Below are 20431 nucleotides of genomic sequence, written 5' to 3' on the forward strand. Positions count from 1 at the left end.
CGTAGCGGCTGGGGGCCCACCATTCTGGGCGCGCGTAAGCGCGTAGGGGGGGACCTACATCGGCATCATGTTCGCGTTCATGTTGTGCAGCACCCATGCGGAGCCGCCGACGATGATCGCGATGATCAGCACGGTGAAGACGAAGGACGACAGATTCTCGCGCTGCTCGGGCGAGGTGCCCATGTGCAGGAAGAACACCAGCTGGACCAGCAGTTGCAGCACGCACAGCACGACGATGGCCGAGACGGCGGCAAAGCCGGTCAGTGCGCCGGTCATTACCACGCCGAAGGACAGCGCGGTCAGCACGATGCAGAGGACGAAGCCGACCAGATAGGACTTGACCGAGCCGTGGCTGGCGTGGGAATCGTGGCCTTCGGCGGTGGAGGAGTGTTGCGCCATTACAGGGCTCCCATCAGGTAGACGAAGGTGAACACGCAGATCCAGACCAGGTCCAGGAAGTGCCAGAACAGGCTCAGGCAGGCCATGCGCCGGCGCACGATGGCGTCCAGGCCATGGCGGCTGATCATGTGCATCATCACGGCCATCCAGATCAGGCCCGAAGTCACGTGCAGGCCGTGGGTGCCGACCAGGGTGAAGAAGGCCGACAGGTAGGCGCTGCGCTGCGGACCCGCGCCCTCGGCGATCAGGTGATGGAACTCATAGATTTCCATGCCGATGAAGCCGGCGCCGAACAGGAAGGTCACCGCCATCCAGGCCAGCACCTTGCCGCGCTGCCCGGCATGCATGGCCAGCATCGCCATGCCGAAGGTCACGCTGCTGACCAGCAGCAGCATGGTTTCGGTCAGCACGAACGACAGGTCGAACAGCTCGCTGCCATGCGGCCCGCCCGCGGTCGCGCCCGACAGCACGGCGAACGTCGCGAACAGCACCGAGAAGATGAGCAAGTCGCTCATCAGATAGATCCAGAACCCCAGTACGGTCTTGGACCCATCGTCGTGATGCTCATGCCCCCCATGGGCATGATGATCGCCACCATCCTGGCGATGCGTATGAAGAATTGCTGCGCTACTCATATTGATCTTTATAAAACCGGCGCTTCGCACCGACACACTGCTACACGACCCAGGATGCGGTGGATCCGGCTTTGCCGGTCCACCCGCATCGCCCCCTGGGGGGCGCGCGTAAGCGCGTAGGGGGGGGGCTCTACGCCGCCTGCTTCAGCGACTCGTAGTGGGCGTTCTCGATACGCGCCACTTCGTCGGCCTTGACGTAGTAGTCCACGTCGCGGTCGTAGGCGCGGGCGATGAAGGCGCCGATCATGCCGGCCAGGCCCAGGCCCGCCAGCCACCAGATGTGCCAGACCAGGGCGAAGCCGAGCAGGGTGCCCGCCACGCCGATGTAGACGCCGGCGCCGGTGTTGCGCGGCATGTGGATGTCTTCGTAGTGGGCGGGACGCTGGTAGGCGACGCCGGTTTCCTTGTCATGCCAGAACTGATCGAGGTGGGACACTTGGGGCACCTTTGCGAAGTTGTAGAACGGCGGAGGAGAGGGAATGGACCATTCCAACGTACGGCCACCCCACGGGTCGCCGTCGAAGTCGACGTTCTTCTTGCGGTCGCGGATGCTGACGAAGATCTGCAGCAGCAGGAAGAAGATGCCCAGCGCGATGATGACCGCGCCCACCCAGGCGACGATCAGGTACGGCTGCCAGGCCGGATTGTCGTAGTGGTTCAGGCGGCGCGTCATGCCCATGAAGCCGAGGATGTACAGCGGCATGAAGGCCATGAAGAAGCCGATGAACCAGCACCAAAACGAGTACTTGCCCAGGCGTTCGTTCAGCTTGAAGCCGAAGGCCTTGGGGAACCAGTACACCATGGCGGCGATACACCCGAACACGACACCGCCGATGATGGTGTTGTGGAAGTGGGCGATCAGGAACAGGCTGTTGTGCAGCACGAACGACACCGCGGGGATCGCCATCAGCACGCCGGTCATGCCGCCGATCACGAAGGTGATCATGAAGCCCAGCGTCCACAGCACGGGCGTGGTGATCTCGACCCGGCCGCGATACATCGTAAACAGCCAGTTGAAGATCTTCACGCCCGTGGGCACCGAGATGATCATCGTCGCGATGCCGAAGAAGGCATTGACGTTGGCCCCCGAGCCCATGGTGAAGAAATGGTGCAGCCAGACCAGGAACGACAGCACGCCGATCGCGGCCGTGGCGTAGACCATGGACTTGTAGCCGAACAGCGACTTGCGCGAGAAGGTGGCGATGATTTCCGAGAACGCGCCGAAGCAGGGCAGGATCAGGATGTAGACCTCGGGGTGGCCCCAGATCCAGATCAGGTTCACGTACATCATCACGTTGCCGCCCAGGTCATTCGTGAAGAAGTGCATGCCCAGGTAGCGGTCGACGGTCAGCAACGCCAGCGTGGCCGTCAGCACCGGGAAGGCGGCGACGATCAGGATGTTGGTGACCAGCGCGGTCCAGGTGAACACCGGCATCTTCATCATCGTCATGCCGGGTGCGCGCATGCGCAGGATGGTGACGATGAAGTTGATGCCGCTGAGCGTGGTCCCCAGCCCTGACAGCTGCAAGGCCCAGATGTAGTAGTCGACCCCCACGCCCGGGCTGTAGTCCAGGCCGGACAGCGGCGGATAGGCCAGCCAGCCGGTGGCGGCGAACTCGCCCACGAACAGCGACATCATGATCAGCACGACACCGCCGCCGAACAGCCAGAAGCTGAGCGAGTTCAGGAACGGGTAGGCCACGTCGCGGGCGCCGATCTGCAGCGGCACGACGATGTTCATCAGGCCCGTGATGAACGGCATGGCCATGAAGAAGATCATGATCACGCCGTGGGCGGTGAAGATCTGGTCGTAGTGGTGGGGAGGCAGGTAGCCGGCCGCGTCGCTCGAGGCGATGGCCAGCTGCGTGCGCATCATGATGGCATCGGCGAATCCGCGCAGCAGCATGATCAGCGCCACGATGATGTACATGATGCCGATGCGCTTGTGGTCCACCGTGGTCAGCCATTCCTTCCACAGGTAGGTCCACTTGCCGTAATAGGTGACGGCGCCAAGCATGGCGGCGCCCAGAATGACGACCGCGGCCAGCGTGACCATGACGATGGGTTCATGGTACGGAATGGCATCCAGGGTCAGTTTCCCGAACATCGATTTACTCCGACAAGGCAATCTTGGGGGTGTTGGCAGGCGTGCACATTCCGGTATCCATGCCTGCGGAGGCCATGTACTGGTAAATGATGCCGTCGAACATGTTGGGCTCGGCGCCCGAGTAGTAGGCCACGGGCTCGTGCTCGCTGGGCGAGACCAGCGCCTGGTAGGCCTCGGGCGTCATCTTGCTGGGCGACGCCTGCGCGTTGCGGACCCACTGCTCGAAGTCCGCCTGGCTGCTGGCGATGGCCTTGAAGCGCATGCCCGAGAAGCCCGAGCCGCTGTAGTTGGCCGAGATGCCCGCGTAGGTGCCGGCTTCGCGCGCGATCAGGTGAAGCTTCGTTTCCATGCCCGCCATGGAATAGATCTGGCTGCCCAGCTGCGGGATGAAGAAGGAGTTCATGACCGAGGCGGACGTGATGCGGAAGTTGACCGGCGTGTCCACCGGGAACTGGATCTCGTTGACGGTGGCGATCTTGTACTCGGGGTAGATGAACAGCCACTTCCAGTCCAGCGATACGACGTCGATCTCGATCGGCTTGACCTCGGACTGCAGGGGACGGTAGGGATCCAGCTCGTGCGAGCTCTTCCAGGTCAGCACCGCCAGGATGCCGACGATGATGCAGGGAATGGTCCAGACCACCACTTCGATGGCGGTGGAGTGCGACCACTTGGGGTCGTACTTGGCCTGGGTGTTCGAGGCGCGGTACTTCCAGGCGAACCACAGGGTCAGGATGATGACCGGCACGACCACCAGCAGCATCAACCCGGTCGCGGTCAGGAGCAGGGTTTTTTCCTGGGCGCCGATGTCGCCCTTGGGATTCAGGATGTCCATGTTGCAGCCAGCCAGCAGCAACATCATGGCGCCGACACACAATGTGCGTCCCGCGTTCGCGAAGAAGGATTTACTCACGTCCAGCCTTGGTGTGTAGAAACGTTGGCGAAATCCGCCAGTTCCGCATCCTACTGAACGTGCCTAGAGGGGGCCTGCGACAAATAGTCGCGCGCGGCGGGGGTTGGCAGCGGTCCCCCGGAACGGCGCGGCCGGGCGCGCCTTGCATCGCACCATTTGTGGCGAATTGTGACCGTGGGGCCTAGGGAATAGCCCTGCGACAATATGTCGCACCGGTGTTCGCCTGGCGGGCGCTTATTCGGGTTCCGGACCCCGCTCCGGCCCGGGCCGCTTGGCCAGTTTGCGCTGCAGCGAGCGCCGGTGCATGTTGAGCAGGCGGGCGGCCGCCGAGACGTTGCCGCCGGTTTCGTGCAGCGCCTGCTGGATGTGCTCCCACTCCAGGCGGTGCAGGGGGATCATGGTCGATTCCACCGTGACGGCCTCGGCCTTCTCCAGGCCCAGCGCGCGCAGGATCATGTCGGCCGTGGCCGGCTTGGGCAGGTAGTCGTCGGCGCCGCGCTTGATGGCGTCGACGGCGGTCGCCACGCTGGCGTAGCCGGTCACGAGCAGGATGCGCATGTCGGCGCGCAGGGCGCGCAGCGGCTTGATCAGCGTGAGCCCGGAGTCGTCGCTGCTGAGCTTGAGGTCGACCAGGGCGAAGCCGGGGCGGATCTCGTCGGCGATGCGCAGGGCCTCGGCGATGGTGGTGGCGGTGCGGGTTTCGAGCCCGCGCCGTGCCAGGCTGCGCTGCAGCGTGCGCAGGTAGAGTTCGTCGTCGTCGACCAGCAGGCCGATATCCAGGTCAGTCATCATGAGGTCACAGTGGTTTCCACGGGCAATTGGAACTGGATGCGCACGCCGCCGCCCTCGGCGGCGGTCATGGTCATCTCGCCGCCCAGGCGTTCGACCGTGGCGTGCGACAGCGCCAGGCCCACGCCCAGGCCGCCGGGCTTGCCGCTGCGGAACAGCGTGGCGGGCAGGAGCGGCTGGTCGGGATTGAGGCCGCGTCCATAGTCGCGCACCACGCCGCGCACCATGCCCCCCTTGCATTCCAGGTGCAGGTCTACGTAGGGGGCGCCGGCCTGGACGCCGGCATCGGCGGCATTGTTCAGCAGGGCCTGGAGCAGGTGGGCGACCGAGGGCTCGACGCGCAGGCCGCGCGGCAGGACGCCGGTGCGGTGCAGTTCGACCGTGGGGCGGACCAGTTTCCACTGCTCCACCACGCGTTCCAGTTCCACCTCGGTTGGGACAGCGAGATTGCGCACGCGTTCCCGGCACAGGGCCAGCAGCTCGGTCAGCATCTCGGTGTCGGCGCGCAGGTCGTCGGTGTCGGCCTGGGCGGCGATCTCGTCGGCCAGCAGCGTCATGGTGGCCAGCGGCGTGTTCAGCTCGTGCGCCATCGAGGCGGCGTGGGTGGCCAGTGCCACGATGCCTTCGTTGCGGGCGAAGCGTTCGCGCAGGTCGGCCAGTTCCCGTTCACGGTTGCGCAGGTCGGCGGCCAGCCGGGTCGAGAAGATCAGGATGACGCTGACCGAGATCAGGAAGCTGGCTGCGATGCCCCACAGCAGCAGTTCGTAGGCGTCGCCGGGGGCGTGCAGCGGATGGCCGAAGATGGCCGCCGCGGCGTAGCCGACCACGCCCGCGCCCGCGGTGGCGTAGGCCCAGCGGTTCGGCAGCGCCATCGCCGCCAGGGCGATCAGCACCAGGAACAGCAGGCCGAAGGGATTGCTGATGCCGCCGCTCCAGGCCACCATCCACGCCAGCACGACGATGTCGACCAGCATGTGCAGGAAGGCCGTCGCGTGCGAGGGTTCGTCGCCGGTGCGCAGGCGCCAGCCGGCGTAGAGATTGAACAGCACGAGGGTGGCGACGCCGCTCCACAGCATGCCCAGGGGCAGGTCCACGCCCAGGGGGCCACTGGCGATGAAGATGGTGGCGGCCTGGCCGCCTATGGCAAGCCAGCGCAGGCTGGACAGCGTGCGGAGGAAGGAGATTTCTGTGCGGCTCATACGATGGGAGATGGCCGGCGGCGGACGCGCCGGCAAGCTCCATTATGACGCACGAGCAGTGGACGCCGCCGGGAGGCGGCGCGCGTTCAGGCCTGGGAGGCGGGCGGCTGGCCCCGGCGCAGCGCCAGGCCCAGCATGATGAGCGTGATGCCCTGGAAGAGCAGGTCCAGCGACAGCAGCAGGCCCAGTATCCACAGGCTGTTCTCGGGCCAGCCCATGGCCACCAGGAGTCCGGCCAGCAGCGTGACGGCGCCCGACAGCGCCAGCCAGCCCCAGCCCCGCTGGCCGCGATGCTGGAACCAGATCCACAGGCGCAGCGCGCCCGAGGCGATCAGGAAGGCTCCCAGCAGCAGCGTCAGCACCGCCGCGCCTGCCAGCGGGTTGTACAGGGCCACGCCGCCGGCGATGGCGTAGAGCAGGCCGCCCAGCGTCCAGAACAGGAAGCCGCGCCAGTCCTTCACGCGCCAGGCCTGCACCAGTTGCCCGATGCCCGCGACCAGCATCATGGCGCCGACGAACAGGACGCTGGCGACGGTGGCGGCCAGGACGTAGGCCCCGGCCACGAAGCCGAGGACCAGCGTCAGCACGCCCAGCGCGACGAACCAGCCCCAGCGGGCGCCCAGCGCTTTCAAGGTTCCGGTCAAGTCGACGCCACCCGGCACAGGCGCGGGATTTGGAGCATCTGCCATGTCTGTTCCCTCCGTGGTTCGGCACGCCGCGCGTCCCCATACGCGGTGTATCCACCTCGTACGGTACCAGCGTCTAGCCGGGGGCGCCCAGCAAATCTTGTAACCGCTCGATCAGGGGGCGCTGCCCCTCGATCAGCTTTTCGCGCGCGGCATCCAGGCCGAACCACTCGGCGCGGTCCACCTCGGGGAAGGCCTGGAGGCGGCCGCTGCGCGGGGGCCATTCCAGTTCGAAGGTATTGCTGCGCAGCGTGGCGGGGTCGAAATCGCCTTGCAGGGCGAAGGCCACGACTTCCTTGCCGGCTTTCTGCCGGACCCGGCCCAGCGGCACGGGCGTGCCGGCCGGCAGGGTGCCCGTTTCTTCGTGGAATTCGCGCAGCGCGGCGGCCGCGTCGTCCTCGCCGGGTTCGGGCGCGCCCTTGGGGATGGACCAGGCGCCGGCGTCGCGCCTGCGCCAGAACGGGCCGCCGGGGTGGACGAGCAGGACTTCCCAGTCATGCGCGCCGCGGCGATACAACAGCAGGCCGGCGCTCGACGCGCGGGCCGGGGTGGATCGCGCGGCGCCGCTCATGAATGGCCGGTCCGGCCGGCGGGCAAGGGAGCGCGGCGCATGTCGGCGCAGGCCAGGCCGAAGATGGCCAGGCCGCCCGCGGCCAGCAGCAGGCCGACCCAGCCGGTGGAGGCCCAGCCCAGGCCGGCCGAGATCGTCAGGCCGCCCAGCCACGCGCCGAGCGCGTTGGCCAGGTTGAAGGCCGAATGGTTCAGGGCCGCGGCCAGCGTCTGCGCGTCGCCTGCGACGTCCATCAGGCGGATCTGCAAGGCCGGGCCGATGGCCACGACGGTGCCGATCAGGAAGACGTTGAACGCACCCAGCCAGATGCTGGAGGCGGTCAGGCAGAACAGCCCCAGCACCAGCCCCGACCAGACCAGCAGCCCGCCTATGGTGGGCATCAGCGCCTTGTCCGCCAGCCGGGAGCCGGCCAGGTTGCCGGTGACCATGCCCACGCCGAACAGCGCCAGAACGAAGGGGATCCCGTGCACCGGCAGGCCGGCCAGTTCCATCATCGTGGGCTTGATGTAGCTGAACACGGCGAACATGCCGCCGAAGCCGATCGCGCCTATGCCCAGCGTCAGCCAGACCTGCTTGCGGCGCAGCGCGCCGAGTTCGCGCCAGGGGCTGGCGCCTTCGCTGGCGGGGATGTCCGGAATCCAGCGCCAGACCAGCAGCGAGGCCAGGACGCCGATGACGCCCACTAGCGCGAAAGCGGCGCGCCATCCCAGCCATTGACCCAGGCCCGTGGCCAGCGGCACGCCGATCAGCGTGGCCACGGTCAGGCCCAGCATGACGTAGCCCACGGCACGCGCGCGCTGGCCCGCCGGCGCCAGGTGCGCGGCCACCAGGGCGGCTACGCCAAAGTAGGTGCCGTGTGGCAGGCCGGTCATCAGGCGCATCAGGATCATCGACAGGTAGCCGGGCGCCGCCGCGCTGGCGAAGTTGCCCAGCGCGAAGAAGACCATCAGCGCCACGAGCAGCGCGCGGCGCGGCATGCGGGCGCCCAGGACCGCCAGCACCGGCGCCCCCACGACGACGCCCAGCGCGTAGGCGCTGATCAGGTGCCCGGCGGTCGGGATGGAGATGCCGAGATCCTGGGCCGCGTCGGGAAGCAGCCCCATGATGACGAATTCGCCGGTGCCTATGCCGAACCCGCCCAATCCGAGCGCGAGCAGGGCGCGGCCGAAGGAGGGCGGCCGGGAGGAAGCGGCGGCGGAATCGGGAAGTGCTGCGGTCGGGGAGGCGGGGGCGTGCATGGAGGGGAGATATGGCCGCGGGGGCGCGAATGCGGGTCCGATAGCTTAGCAGGTGCAGGTTGCAGTGCACAAAAACATGGCCGCCGGACGCGGGCTATGATGCGGGGCTCGAACGCGGTTCCTTCCGGGGACCGCGGTGCAGGAATCACGACGGAGGCCCCATGAGCGACATCACCATCTATCACAATCCCGCCTGCGGCACCTCGCGCAAGGTCCTGGCTCTGCTGGAAGAGCGCGGCCTGGAGCCCACCGTGATCGAGTACCTGAAGACGCCGCCCAGCCGCGACACGCTCAAATCCCTGATCGCCGCGATGGGCCTGCCGATACGCGAGGCGATGCGGGTCAAGGGCAGTCCCTACGAGGAGCTCGGGCTGGGCGATCCGAAATGGAGCGACGACGAACTGCTCGACTTCATGATGCAGCATCCCATCCTGATCAACCGCCCCATCGTCGTGACGCCGCTCGGCACGCGGCTGTGCCGGCCGATGGAGACGGTGCTGGAGCTGCTGCCTGGGGCCAGTTCCCGCTAAAAAGAGGCTCGCTTGATCCACGCAAGGTACTGGCCTTAGAGCAGGATCCGGCCTTCGATGCAGTCGGCCACGTCGCCGCCCACCCAGATGTCATCTTCTTCCCGGCTGACGTGCACCCGGCCGGCGCGGCCCAGGGCGGTGCCCTGGCTGGCCACATAGCGGCCCGGGGCGAGCCCGGCGCCGATCAGCCATTGCGCGATGCCGGCGTTCAGGCTGCCGGTCACGGGATCCTCGGGCACGCCCAGGCCGGGGGCGAAGGCGCGTACCTCGAACTGCGCCTCGGTGCCATCCAGAGCGGGATCCCAGGGCGCGACGACGCCGATCTTGAGCGTGCCCATGGGTGCGTGGTCCGGCTTCAGCGCCAGGACCTGCGCGCGCGTGGCCAGCATGACCGCCATCCAGGCCGGTCCGTTGTCCACCCAGTTGGCGGCGCGTATGACATCGGGCGCGATGCCCAGGCCTCGCGCGGCCTGCGCGAGCGTGGCCGGATCGACGTCGCCCGCGCGGCGCAGCGGTGGCGCCGCGAATGCCAGGCGCCCCTGCGTGCGCCGTATCCGGACCAGGCCCACGCCGCATTCCTGCACGATGTCCGCTCCCCGCGGCTGGCCACCGGCCCGCAGCCAGGCATGGCAACTGCCCAGCGTGGGATGGCCGGCGAAAGGCAGTTCGCCGGCCGGCGTGAAGATGCGTACCCGGTAGTCCGCTCCGTCCTGGGTGGGGCGCAGCAGGAAGGTGGTCTCGCTCAACCCGGTCCAGCGGGCAAGCGCGGCCATGCGCGTTTCATCGAGATCGTCGGCGCCGTGCACCACGGCCAGGGGGTTGCCTTGCAGCGGGACGGCGGTGAACACGTCGACCTGGCTGAAATCGTGGAGAGAGGGGAGCGGTGTCGTCATGGATCGGGGTCAAACGTAGCTGGAAAGCAGGATATTGGTTTCGGTGTTGGCGATGCCGGGGATCAACCGGATGCGTTCCAGCGCGCGGTCGAAGTCCTCGAGGTTTCCGGCGCGCAACTCGGCCACGATGTCCCACCGGCCGTTGGTCGTGTGCAAGGCCTGGATGGCCGGTTCGCCCCGCAGCGACTGCAGGACCCGGCGGGCCGTGTTGCCCTCGATTTCTATGCTCATCCACGCGCGTATGCCGCGGGGTTCGGCGTCAGGCCGCAGGCGCACGGTGTAGCCGACGATGATGCCCTGTTCCTCGAGGCGGGCAAGCCGATTCTGGACCGTGCCGCGCGAGACGCGGAGCTTCTGGGCCAGCGTGGAGACCGGCGTGCGCGCGTTGTCGCGCAGCAGGGCGATCAGGCGATGGTCGACGTCGTCCATGATGGTGTCCCCCGGCGCGGGTGAGGATGGCAAAACGATAGCAGAGTCTGGCGTTATGGCAATCCGTCGGTAGAAATGCGCAGTTTCTTGCACTCCTTCTTGGCGGCACGGACGAGCAGAATAAGGCAAAGGCCAGTCCGGCCGCCCCAGGTTGAAAGGAGTGCGCGGTGAAGACCGAAGCCAGGATCCTGATGGTCGAACCCCGGTATTTCGACGTCAGCTATCGCATCAATCCATGGATGCAACCCGATGCGTGGGCGCGCGATCCCAAGGGATGCGCGGCCGCCGCGAACGAAGCGTCGCAAGCCCTGCGCCGCGCGCTGGCACGTGCCGGCTGCGAGGTGGTCGTGCGCGCGGGCAGCCCCGGCCTGCCCGACATGGTCTTTCCCGCCAATGCGGCCATCGTGCTCGATGGTCGTGCCCTGTTGGCCCGTTTCCGCTATCCGCAGCGCCAGGGCGAGGAAGCCGCTTTCCTGGCGATGTTCCGCGCGCTGCGCGACGAGGGCCTGCTGGCGGAGGTCGCGCAGTTTCCCGAAGGCTGTTTCCAGGAAGGGGCGGGCGACGCCATCTGGGATGCCCGCCGGCACTGGTTCTGGGCCGCGTACGGACCGCGGTCGTCGCGCGAGTCGCTGGCGCGCATCCGCGAATTCTTCGGCAAGGAAACGGTGGCGATGGAGCTGGTCTCCGATCGTTGCTACCACCTGGATGTGTGCTTCTGTCCGCTGGCCGGCGGCGAGATCCTGTACTTCCCGCCCGCGCTGACCGCGCAGGCCTTGCGCAACCTGCGCGAACGCGTGCCGGCGGAACTGCTGATCGAGGCCACGGAAGACGACCTGGCACGCTTCAGCGTGAATGCGGTCAGCGTGGGCCGGGAGATCGTCATGGCCACGCCCTCCGATCGCCTGCGGGCGGTGCTGGCCGAGCGTGGCTACCATGTGGCGCCGGTCGACCTCGCGCCCTTCATGATGTCCGGCGGGGGCGCCTATTGCATGACCTTGCGCCTGGATCGCGCGAGCCTGGCCGAGGGCGCCGAGCCCGCGCGCGCCAGGGAGGCCGCGGCGGCCTGAGGAGGGCGTATGAAGACTCTCTATCTGGATGCGGCCGCGGTGGCCCGCATGATCGCCGGATACGGGACGGTGCGCATGATCGAATTGCTGGCGCGGGACATCCGCGACGATTACGTGCGCTGGCCGGAGTTCGAGAAGTGCGCCCGGGTGGCGCACCATTCCAGCATGGGGGTGATCGAGCTGATGCCGGTGTCCGACGGCAGGCGCTATGCGTTCAAGTACGTCAACGGCCATCCCGGCAATGCGTTGAGCGGCCTGCCCACCGTGCTGGCCTTCGGCGTCCTGGCCGACGTCGCGACCGGGTACCCCTTGCTGCTGGCGGACCTGACCCTGGCGACGGCGCTGCGCACCGCGGCCACCTCGGCGCTGGCGGCGGGGGCCATGGCGCGCGCGGGCTCACGCACCATGGCGCTGATCGGCAACGGCGCGCAGAGCGAGTTCCAGGCGCTGGCCTTCCACGCGCTGGTCGGGATTACCGAGATCCGCGCCTACGACATCGACCGCCACGCCACCGACAAGCTCATGGCCAATCTGGCCGGGATCGAGGGGCTGCGCGTGACGGCCGCCGGATCGGCCGAGGAAGCGGCGAGGGGCGCGGACATCGTGACCACGGCGACCGCCGACAAACGTCGCGCCTCGGTGCTGCGGCCGCAATGGCTGGCGCCGGGCACGCATGTGAACGCGGTGGGCGGCGACAGCCCGGGCAAGACCGAACTGCATCCGGCCATCCTGCGCCAGGCCCGCATCGTGGTGGAGTACGAGGCGCAGACCCGTATCGAGGGCGAGATCCAGCAACTGCCGGCCGGCGCGCCGGTGGTGCCGCTGTGGCAGGTACTGTCCGGCGCCCAGCCGGGACGGGAAACGCCGGAGCAGACAACCGTGTTCGATTCGGTGGGTTTCGCGTTGGAGGACTTCTCGGCCCTGCGCTGCCTGCTGGACCTGGCCCGCGCCACCGGAGCCGGACAGGACCTGCAACTGGTGCCCGACCTTGCGGATCCGCGCAACCTGTATGCGCTGCTGGCGGCCCACGCCCGGGCCGCCGAGCCGGCGGCCGCTACATCCTGACCCAGCCGCGCGTCACCATCACGTGCAGCGCCAGGCCCAGCAGGAAGCCGGCGGCGACGTTCCACATGCACAGGGCGGCGGTGGCCAGCGCCACCAGGCGCTGGTTCCTGTCCGCCGGCAGGACGCTGCTGCCCAGGGCCAACTGGGCACCGGTCAGGAACAGGATCACGCCCAGGATGGACAGCGGGAACAGCTTGAACAGCAGCGAGATCCCCGCGCTGAAGAACAGCGCGAGCACCAGCAGGATGACCCCCAGGATGACCAGTGCGCCCCCCGTGCGGGCGCCGAAGGCCACATGGCCGGCCATGCCGCCGGCGCCGTGGCACATGGGCACCCCGCCGGCCACCGAGCTGAAGATGTTCATGATGCCGGTCGAGGTCGCGAGGCCGTTCTCGGACACGGGGCGCTGGGGGAACAGGCGGTTGTTCTCTTCCTTGACCGCGATGACGGCATTGCCCAGCGTGAGCGGGAGCTGGGGCAGGGCCAGCAGCGCCGCGCCGATCGCCAGTTCGTGCAAGCTGATGTCCGACAGGGCGAACGAGGGCGCGGGCAGCCCCAGCGGAACCTGCGCCAGTTCATGCAGCAGCGTGGGCTGGCGCCAGGCGCCCACCGCCGCGCCGAAGATCAGCAGCACGAACATCGCGGGCAGCGTGCGATTGCCCATCAGCAGCAATGTGCCCACGCCCGCCAGCGCCGCGATGGGCCAGTCGGTCTGCATCATTTTCACGCCTTCCAGCATGAAGCCGAAGCCCAGGCCCAGCATGATGCCCAGGACCACGGCTGGCGGAACCAGGCGCGTCACCCGGGCGGCCATGCCGCTCAGCCCCAGGAACAGCCAGGCAACGCCGGTCGCGAGCGCGGCGCCGTAGACCGCTCCCGGGGTGACCACCGCGGTCTGGGCGGCCTGGGTGACCGCCACCGCGCCTATGGCTTTCATGGGCTGCACGGGGATGGGCGTCTTGTAATGGAGGCCACAGGCCAGCATGCACAGGCCGAAGGCGAACAACACGCCGAAGGGATCGAGCTTGAGCACGCCGATGTAGGCGGCGACGAAGGGAATCAGGGTGCCGAGATCGCCGAAGGCGCCCGCCCATTCCATGCGGTCGTAGCGATTGCCCGTGGCGGACGGTTGCGGCACGGAGCGACTGGCGGGCTCTTGCACCCGGACCCCCTGGCTATGCGGACGAAGGAAAGGACGATTGTCGGCCACGCTGCGAGGCGTGTAAACACGCGGGCCGTATGGCGGCCCGGCTGGGCCTCAGGCGCAGGCCCGCGCGCGCAGCGCCCGGGACATGCCGTCCAGCATGCGTGCCCAGTCCTTGCGGACGCGTTCGGCATCCGAGGCGTGTTCGACGTCCAGTTGCTGGGTGACCTTGATCTTGCAGCCGGGATCGGCGTCGATCAGCGCGACGGTGACGACGTCCGCGCGCGCGGCGTTGGCCGCATGCCATTCGAAGGCCACGCAATACGGCCGGTCCACGATCAGGTACGCGCCCTGGTCCCGCTCCTGGCCGACGGCGCGCCGCTGGGCGATGGCGGCCAGGCAGGCGTCGAAGGCGTGCTCGGCGGGAACGGGAAGATGCCGGATAGTGGAGACGTCTATCGTTCGGCTCATGCTGGAGTTTCCTGGCTGCGGGACACCCGGCGGGCGGAATCGCCGGGCAGGGAGACGCGCAGCGTAGCGAATTTTGTGTACAGTGTCCACAATATCCCGGAAGCCATGTCGGGATAGGTGGCGTGGCGGGCGCGATCGCCTACAAAGTGTTTCGGCGCCGGCAGGGACGCGCGGTTCCGGCGCGGGCGCGGGCGGATGAGCGCGCGCGAAGGTTGCATCTTTAACCGCGCGAGATGCGCCATGCCGCCGGAGGCGCCAAGCTGGGGCCATGCCCACCACGGCAGGGGACCGGCATGGAAGAGACCGAATCGGCGCGCAGGCGCGCATGCATGGTCGAGCGGCAGCTCGCGGGACGCGGCGTGGAGGACGCGCGCGTGCTGGCCGCGATGGGAGCGGTGCCCCGCGAGGCATTCGTGCCCGCCGACATGCGCGAGTTCGCGTATGACGACACGCCCTTGCCCATAGGGGAAGGGCAGACGATCTCCCAACCCTACATCGTCGCGCTGATGGCGGCCGCCGCGCGCCTGGATCCGCGCGACCGGGTGCTGGAGATCGGTACCGGCTCGGGGTACGCGGCGGCGGTCCTGGCCGGTCTCGCGGCCCGCGTGGAAACGGTGGAACTGAGGCCTGAACTGGCAGCAAGGGCCCGCGAGAACCTGCGCGCCTACCCGAACGTGGACGTGCATGTCGGGGACGGCACGCTGGGGTGGCCGCAGGGCGCCCCGTACGACGCGATCCTGGCCGCGGCCGGCGGTCCGGAGGTGCCCCCGGCGCTGGTCGGGCAACTGGCGCCGGGCGGGCGGCTGATCATGCCGGTGGGCGCCAGCCGCGAGCGCCAGCGGCTGTTGCGCATGGTGCGCGGGGACCATGGCCGCCTGGCCAGGGAGGACCTGGGGCCGGTGCGCTTCGTGCCGCTGGTGGGGGAACAGGGGTGGGACGATACGCGCGCGGCAAGCAAGCACGCGGCTACGCCCCGCGCCGAAAGCCTTTCCGCGCGCATGGGGCGCAGGGCCGAGGCGTTTGCCGGGTTGGACGAGGCTGCCGCGCGGGGCCTGTTCGACCGTTGGGGCGACCGGCGTGTCGTGCTGCTGGGCGAGGCCAGCCACGGCACGTCCGAGTTCTACCAGGCGCGGGCGGCCATCACGCGGCGCCTGATCGAGCACCATGGCTTCAACATCGTCGCGGTGGAAGCGGATTGGCCAGACGCCGCGGCCGTGGACCGCCACGTCAGGCATTTGCCGCACCTGGCCGTGGCGATGCCGGCCTTCCAGCGCTTTCCGCGCTGGATGTGGCGCAACACCGACGTCGCCGCCTTCGTCGAATGGCTGCGGGCGCACAACGAAGGGCGGGCGATGTCGCGGCGGACCGGTTTCTTCGGCCTGGACCTGTACAGCCTGTCGGACTCCATCGGCGCGGTCCTGGCCTACCTGGACCGGGTCGATCCCGAGGCGGCCGGTGTGGCGCGCGAGCGCTATGGCTGCCTGACGCCGTGGCAGAAGGATCCGGCCGTATACGGCCGCGCCGTGCTGACCGATGGCTACCGGGGCTGCGAGCAACAAGTGGTGGCGCAACTGAAGGACCTGCTGGCCCGGCGCATGGAGTATGCGCAAGGCCAGGATGGCGCCTTCCTGGACGCGGCGCAGAACGCCAGGCTGGTGGCCGCGGCCGAGCGCTACTACCGGGCCATGTACTACGGGACGGCGGAGTCGTGGAACCTGCGCGACACCCATATGTACGAGACGCTGGCCCATCTGCTGGAGGCCCATGGGCCGACGGCCAGGGCGGTGGTCTGGGCGCACAACTCGCACATCGGCGATGCCGCCGCCACTGAGATGGGACAGTCGCGCGGGGAGCTGAACATCGGGCAGTTGTGCCGCGAACACCTGGGCGAGGCGGCCGCGCTGGTGGGCATGGACACGCACACGGGTACGGTGGCCGCCGCGCACGACTGGGGCGGGCGGATGGAGATCATGGAGGTCCGCCCGTCGCGCGAGGACAGCGTCGAGCGCCTGGCGCACGAGTGCGGCATTCCCCGCTTCCTGCTGGACTTCCAGGCGCCGGGCGGCGAGGCGCTGGCGCAGGAGCTGCGGCAGCCGCGCCTGGAGCGCTACATAGGCGTGATCTACCGGCCGGGAACGGAATTGATGAGCCACTACGCCGACGCCTCGCTGTCCCGGCAGTTCGACGCGTGGCTGTGGCTGGACACGACGCGCGCCGTGCAGCCGCTGGCCGGCGGGCCGGGCGCGGGCGCGCCCGAGACCTATCCCTTCGGCGTCTAGCGGCGCGGGTCAGCCCCAGGCGGCGCCCAGTTCGCGCGTGACCTGGGCGGCCGGCAGTTCGCGGCAGGCGCCGGGGTTCTGCCCGCACCAGAGCGGAGAGAAATCGCCCGAGCCCTGGGCTTCGGCCTTGGCACGCAGGGGGGCGATGGCCGAGGTCGCGAGCGGGAAGGCCGGCGCCGCCGGCGACATCGGGCCGAGTTCGCGCATCACGCGATTCACGATGCCGCGCGCCGGACGGCCGGAAAACAGGTTGGTGAGCGCGGTGTGCGCGGCGGGGTGTTTCAGCGCTGCGCGGTGTATGGCGCTGACGGTGGATTCGGGACACAGCAGATAGGCCGTCCCGGCCTGTATCCCGGCCGCGCCCAGCGCCCGCGCCGCCGCGACCGTACGCGCGTCGACGATGCCGCCGGCCGCGACCACGGGCACGCGCACCGCCGCCACGATCTGCGGCAGCAGCGCGAAGGTTCCCGATTGGGTATCCAGGTCGTCGGACAGGAACATGCCCCGGTGGCCGCCGGCCTCGTTGCCCTGGGCGATGATGATGTCGGCGCCGTGGTCTTCCAGCCAGCGCGCTTCGCCGACGGTGGTGGCGGACGACAGCACCTTGGATCCCCATGACTTCACGCGGGCCAGCAGGTCGGCCGAGGGCAGTCCGAAATGGAAGCTGACCACGGGCGGCCGGTAGGGTTCGACCAGGTCGGCGATCTCGGCCGTGAACGGCGCGCGTCCGGGGCCGGGCTGTATGCCGGCCGGATCGATGCCGAATTCGGCGTAGTACGGGCCGAGGGCCTGGCGCCATTGCGATTCGCGCGCGGCGTCGGGAACGGGCGGCGCATGGCAGAAGAAATTGACGTTGTAGGGCCGGTCGGTGCCGGCGCGCAGCTTGTCGAGTTCGGCGCGCAGCGCGTCGGGCCCCAGCATCGCGCAGGGCAGCGACCCGAGGCCGCCCGCGTTCGATACGGCGATCGCGAGCGCGCTGGCCTGCGAACCGGCCATGGGCGCCTGGATGACGGGAAGGGCGATGCCCAGCAGTTCTTGCAGATTCATGACGCGGCCTTGATGGGAAACGAGGAAAAGAGGGGAGGTCCGTCCGCCGGCAGCAGATCGGCCAGCGTGTAGTGATCCAGGTGCTGCAGGAAGCGCTGCAGCGCGGCATCCAGTATGCCCGTCAACCGGCAATGTCCGGTCAGCACACAGGCACTGCCGGTGGCGTGGCACTCGACCAGGTGGAAGTCCGGTTCCAGGTCGCGCAGCACCTGGGCGAGGCCGATACGCTCGGGCGGCCGGGCCAGCCGCATGCCGCCGCCCTTGCCGCGTACCGTCTCCAGATAGCCCAGCTGGCCCAGCCGGTGGGTGACCTTCATCAGGTGGGCAGCGGATATGCCGTGCACTTGCGCGACCTCGGCGATCGTGCACAACCTGTCGGCATGTGCGCCGACATGCATCAGCAGCCGCAGCGCGTAGTCGCTCTGGACCGTCAGGCGCATGGCAGTTCGCGCGCGAGGCGATCGGGATGACGATGCATCTGATAGCCCAGCCACAGGCTTTGCGCGATGCGCCGGGCCATGACCTGGGCCCGCCTGGCCATGGCCTGGTTCTCCTGCTCTCCGGCCGTCAGGTCGAACAGCGCCAGCCAGCGCGCGAACAACGTCTCGTCCAGGTCGGGCAGGGCGGCGTGCCGCGTCATCGGCGTGCCGCCGTAGCGCCGCGTGCCGCGCAGGATGGAGGACCAGAAGTCGGTGAGCTTGGACAGGTGGCCGTCCCAGTCGTCCACATGGGCTTCGAAGATGGGGCCCAGCTTGTCGTCCCGCCGGACCCGGGCGTAGAAGGCGGCGACGAGGCGGGCGATTTCCTCGTCGGTGCACAGGTTGAGGTCGAGCATGGACATCACCCAATAAGATATATATGAGATGTATCTTATCATTGCCCCAGCCGGCCAGGCCAGTCCCGGCCGGCCGGGTGCTACAGTATGCGCAGCGTCGAATCCGATACCGATTTCCATGTCTTACCTGGCATCGCTCTGGACCCAGCTGATCGCCTGGGTCAGCACCCATCTCGTCGAACCGGCCGTCGTCTTCCTGCACATCGCCGATACCGCGGGCAATCCGCTGGAGATCTCCGAGGCGCTGCTGATCGCGCTGTTGCAGCTCTTCATCATCGGTTTCATCTTCCGCCCGCTGGAGACCCTCGCACCGGCCGAGCGCTGGGAGGAACGAGGGCTCACCCGCATCGACCGGCTGTACACGCTGCTGATGCTGCTGGGGCTGTTCCCGCTGTTCAGCTACCTGGTCCTGACGCCGTTCGCCAACATGCTGGGCGGGCTGGGAGGCGAGGCCGAGGCCGGCCCCGCCGTGTCCTCCGGGCTCAAGCACTGGGTGCCGTGGTTCGAGGACCATCCCTATCTGCTGTTCCTGGTCTATTACCTGGTCTACGACTGCGTCTATTACTGGATGCACCGGGCCCAGCACGCCATCCCGTGGTGGTGGGCGCTGCACAGCATGCACCACAGCCAGCGTCAGATGAGCTGCTGGACCAACGACCGCGGCAGCTATATCGACGGCGTGCTGCAATCCTTCATCCTGGCCACCGTCGGCCTGGCGATGGGCGTGGAGCCTTCCGAGTTCGCGCTGCTGGGCCTCTTGAGCGAACTGGTGCAGAACCTGTCGCACACCAACGTGCGCTTCGGCTTCGGCCGCATCGGCGAACGCCTGCTGGTCGATCCCAAGTTCCATCGCCTGCACCACATGGTACGGGATCCCGAACGCCCCTCGCTGCACAACTGCAACTTCGGACAGGTCCTGCCCGTCTGGGACATCCTGTTCGGCACGGCGCTGTACGGCGAGAAGATCCGCCCGACCGGCGTCAGCGATCCCATGGTCGATGCCGACAACGACCGTGGCCTGGTCGGCCAGCAGTGGCAGGCCGCCCGGCGTTTCTGGGGAGCGGTACGGCGGCCGGCGGGATGGAGACTGGGCGAGGTCCTCGTTCGGCCCCGACTATGCCCCCATCCCCAGCGACGAGGCCGAGCACCTGCCCGTGCGTGCGGACGCGGGGCCGGCGGGCGGAGCGCCTGCGGCCTGAATCCGGCCGCGTCAGGGCCGGGCCAGGTGCCAGAGTCCGTTGACGCCGTCGCCCGTGCGGTCCCCCGGGGCCCGGTCCTTGGTCCAGAAATACAGCGGCTTGCCTCGATAGGCCCATTGCCGGACGCCGTCCTGGCGGGTGATGACCATCCAATCCCCGCTGCGGGTGGCGCCCGACGGGGCGGTCAGGGGAGGCCAGTTCTGCGCGCAGACGCCGTTGCAGGCGCTCTGGCCGACGGGGTCGCGATCGAAGGTGTACAGGCTCATGCCGTTGGGGGCCACCATCGCGCCGTCGCTGATCCTGGCGGGCTCGCTCACCATCAGCGATGAGCAGCCGGCCGCGAGCAGGGCGGCGGCGCAAGTGGCGTGGACGAAAGCTCGAACCATGATGCCTCCTTGAGTCGGTACGTGGTCCATGGGAAGGATCAGCGGCCAGTATGGTGGCTTTCGGCGCGTCGCCACATGTCCGCGCCCATATGGGTTGTAAGGTTTTGCAACCGCCGCCTGCGCGATGTTTCCAAGGATGTCGGCGGGCTTGGCGGCGCGGCGCATGGGCCATAATGGCCGCGTGCCAACCACGTCGCCGCACATGAAAAGCGAATCCACTTTCGAATGGCTGGGGGCCATGCTGGGCGAGGCCATCCGCACCATCGTCGCCGCGCTGAAAACGGTATTCGGCGGTTTCGGCGAAGCCGTCGGCGCGTTTTCCTCCGGCCTGGCCGAGGCCCTGGGCATGAGCCCGACCCTGTTCAATTTCGCGCTGCTGGTCCTGGGCCTGCTGCTGCTCTACGCCGGCATACGCTCGCTGCTGAACCGCTCGGTGCTGGGCGCCATCTTCTGGTTCCTGCTGGCGGTGCTGCTCCTGGGCGGATTGATCGGCGAAGCGGGCACGCCCGCCTGAGGTTGCCGCGACGCGGGAAATAAGGTGTCATGGAA

At 68.4% G+C, this 20431-nt stretch carries 22 protein-coding genes and 1 pseudogene; 6 read left to right on the top strand and 17 right to left on the bottom strand.

Translation table 11 applies throughout. From position 1 onward, the window contains the following. Positions 1-54: 54 nt before the first annotated feature. From cyoD to ABD104_RS01805, 9 genes are all read right to left on the bottom strand, one after another. Positions 55-399, bottom strand: a complete 345-nt coding sequence (gene cyoD, locus ABD104_RS01765; protein WP_087840082.1) for a cytochrome o ubiquinol oxidase subunit IV — start codon at positions 397-399, stop codon at positions 55-57. Next, the gene (cyoC, locus tag ABD104_RS01770) at positions 399-1034 is read right to left on the bottom strand and encodes a cytochrome o ubiquinol oxidase subunit III (RefSeq protein WP_087840083.1); all 636 of its coding nucleotides are present in this window, start codon (positions 1032-1034) and stop codon (positions 399-401) included. The genes cyoD and cyoC overlap by 1 nt, the downstream gene beginning before the upstream one ends. A 130-nt stretch (positions 1035-1164) precedes the next feature. After that, the gene (gene cyoB, locus ABD104_RS01775) at positions 1165-3141 is read right to left on the bottom strand and encodes a cytochrome o ubiquinol oxidase subunit I (protein ID WP_087840084.1); all 1977 of its coding nucleotides are present in this window, start codon (positions 3139-3141) and stop codon (positions 1165-1167) included. 4 nt (positions 3142-3145) lie between these two features. Continuing rightward, the gene (gene cyoA, locus ABD104_RS01780; protein ID WP_371695181.1) at positions 3146-4054 is read right to left on the bottom strand and encodes a ubiquinol oxidase subunit II; all 909 of its coding nucleotides are present in this window, start codon (positions 4052-4054) and stop codon (positions 3146-3148) included. Positions 4055-4288: 234 nt separating this feature from the next. After that, complete coding sequence (locus ABD104_RS01785) at positions 4289-4843, bottom strand: response regulator transcription factor (RefSeq protein ID WP_087840272.1); 555 nt, start codon at positions 4841-4843, stop codon at positions 4289-4291. Beyond that, positions 4843-6042: an ATP-binding protein gene (locus ABD104_RS01790; RefSeq protein WP_087840086.1), complete on the bottom strand. Its 1200-nt coding sequence runs from the start codon at positions 6040-6042 to the stop codon at positions 4843-4845. The genes ABD104_RS01785 and ABD104_RS01790 overlap by 1 nt, the downstream gene beginning before the upstream one ends. An 86-nt stretch (positions 6043-6128) precedes the next feature. Then, on the bottom strand, positions 6129-6731 hold the full coding sequence (locus tag ABD104_RS01795; protein WP_343927050.1) for an HdeD family acid-resistance protein: 603 nt from the start codon (positions 6729-6731) through the stop codon (positions 6129-6131). Between the two features lie 73 nt (positions 6732-6804). Further along, complete coding sequence (locus tag ABD104_RS01800) at positions 6805-7299, bottom strand: NUDIX hydrolase (protein WP_087840088.1); 495 nt, start codon at positions 7297-7299, stop codon at positions 6805-6807. Further along, positions 7296-8537, bottom strand: a complete 1242-nt coding sequence (locus tag ABD104_RS01805; RefSeq protein WP_132978836.1) for an MFS transporter — start codon at positions 8535-8537, stop codon at positions 7296-7298. The genes ABD104_RS01800 and ABD104_RS01805 overlap by 4 nt, the downstream gene beginning before the upstream one ends. A 161-nt stretch (positions 8538-8698) precedes the next feature. Between ABD104_RS01805 and arsC the strand changes: the two genes are divergently transcribed. Beyond that, a complete protein-coding gene (arsC, locus tag ABD104_RS01810; protein WP_132978837.1) occupies positions 8699-9067 on the top strand; it encodes an arsenate reductase (glutaredoxin) in 369 nt (122 codons plus the stop codon). 35 nt (positions 9068-9102) lie between these two features. On the opposite strand, the gene ABD104_RS01815 is transcribed toward arsC, so the two are convergent. Both ABD104_RS01815 and ABD104_RS01820 read right to left on the bottom strand, forming a co-directional pair. Further along, a complete protein-coding gene (locus tag ABD104_RS01815) occupies positions 9103-9960 on the bottom strand; it encodes a PhzF family phenazine biosynthesis protein (RefSeq protein WP_343927051.1) in 858 nt (285 codons plus the stop codon). Between the two features lie 9 nt (positions 9961-9969). Next, entirely contained in the window at positions 9970-10389 is a 420-nt protein-coding gene (locus ABD104_RS01820) for an Lrp/AsnC family transcriptional regulator (protein WP_087840092.1), read from the bottom strand. Between the two features lie 167 nt (positions 10390-10556). On the opposite strand from ABD104_RS01820, the gene ABD104_RS01825 reads away from it, so the two are divergent. Beyond that, a complete protein-coding gene (locus ABD104_RS01825; RefSeq protein WP_371695184.1) occupies positions 10557-11456 on the top strand; it encodes a dimethylarginine dimethylaminohydrolase family protein in 900 nt (299 codons plus the stop codon). A 9-nt stretch (positions 11457-11465) separates the two neighbouring features. After that, entirely contained in the window at positions 11466-12521 is a 1056-nt protein-coding gene (locus ABD104_RS01830) for an ornithine cyclodeaminase (RefSeq protein ID WP_087840093.1), read from the top strand. Here the strand turns inward: ABD104_RS01830 and ABD104_RS01835 are convergent. Both ABD104_RS01835 and ABD104_RS01840 read right to left on the bottom strand, forming a co-directional pair. Then, positions 12511-13659, bottom strand: a complete 1149-nt coding sequence (locus tag ABD104_RS01835) for a putative sulfate/molybdate transporter (protein ID WP_338619066.1) — start codon at positions 13657-13659, stop codon at positions 12511-12513. The genes ABD104_RS01830 and ABD104_RS01835 overlap by 11 nt on opposite strands. A 120-nt stretch (positions 13660-13779) precedes the next feature. Then, positions 13780-14136 carry an SRPBCC domain-containing protein gene (locus tag ABD104_RS01840; RefSeq protein WP_087840095.1) on the bottom strand — a complete coding sequence of 119 codons (357 nt, stop codon included), beginning with the start codon at positions 14134-14136 and terminating at the stop codon, positions 13780-13782. 293 nt (positions 14137-14429) lie between these two features. Here ABD104_RS01840 and ABD104_RS01845 point away from each other — a divergent pair, with 293 nt between their 5' ends. Next, positions 14430-16415 carry a protein-L-isoaspartate(D-aspartate) O-methyltransferase gene (locus ABD104_RS01845; protein WP_338619063.1) on the top strand — a complete coding sequence of 662 codons (1986 nt, stop codon included), beginning with the start codon at positions 14430-14432 and terminating at the stop codon, positions 16413-16415. 9 nt (positions 16416-16424) lie between these two features. Here ABD104_RS01845 and ABD104_RS01850 read toward each other — a convergent pair whose 3' ends face one another. The 3 genes from ABD104_RS01850 to ABD104_RS01860 are packed head-to-tail and all read right to left on the bottom strand — an operon-like array spanning position 16425 to position 18297. Beyond that, positions 16425-17462 carry an NAD(P)H-dependent flavin oxidoreductase gene (locus ABD104_RS01850; protein ID WP_087840097.1) on the bottom strand — a complete coding sequence of 346 codons (1038 nt, stop codon included), beginning with the start codon at positions 17460-17462 and terminating at the stop codon, positions 16425-16427. After that, positions 17459-17902 (bottom strand): RrF2 family transcriptional regulator, encoded by a 444-nt coding sequence (locus tag ABD104_RS01855; protein ID WP_132978840.1) that lies wholly within the window; start codon positions 17900-17902, stop codon positions 17459-17461. The genes ABD104_RS01850 and ABD104_RS01855 overlap by 4 nt, the downstream gene beginning before the upstream one ends. Further along, positions 17893-18297: a group III truncated hemoglobin gene (locus ABD104_RS01860; protein ID WP_343927052.1), complete on the bottom strand. Its 405-nt coding sequence runs from the start codon at positions 18295-18297 to the stop codon at positions 17893-17895. Before ABD104_RS01860 ends, ABD104_RS01855 begins: the two co-directional genes overlap by 10 nt. A gap of 568 nt (positions 18298-18865) precedes the next feature. Here ABD104_RS01860 and ABD104_RS01865 point away from each other — a divergent pair. Beyond that, positions 18866-19183 (top strand): annotated as a pseudogene (locus ABD104_RS01865) (sterol desaturase family protein); the annotation flags it as partial. A gap of 324 nt (positions 19184-19507) precedes the next feature. Here the strand turns inward: ABD104_RS01865 and ABD104_RS01870 are convergent. After that, positions 19508-20146 carry a COG4315 family predicted lipoprotein gene (locus tag ABD104_RS01870; RefSeq protein WP_343927053.1) on the bottom strand — a complete coding sequence of 213 codons (639 nt, stop codon included), beginning with the start codon at positions 20144-20146 and terminating at the stop codon, positions 19508-19510. Between ABD104_RS01870 and ABD104_RS01875 the strand changes: the two genes are divergently transcribed. After that, complete coding sequence (locus ABD104_RS01875; RefSeq protein WP_132978843.1) at positions 20085-20396, top strand: hypothetical protein; 312 nt, start codon at positions 20085-20087, stop codon at positions 20394-20396. The genes ABD104_RS01870 and ABD104_RS01875 overlap by 62 nt on opposite strands. Positions 20397-20431 lie beyond the last annotated feature (35 nt).

The sequence above is a fragment of the Pigmentiphaga daeguensis genome, from assembly GCF_039523035.1.
Taxonomy (GTDB): Bacteria; Pseudomonadota; Gammaproteobacteria; order Burkholderiales; family Burkholderiaceae_B; genus Pigmentiphaga; species Pigmentiphaga daeguensis.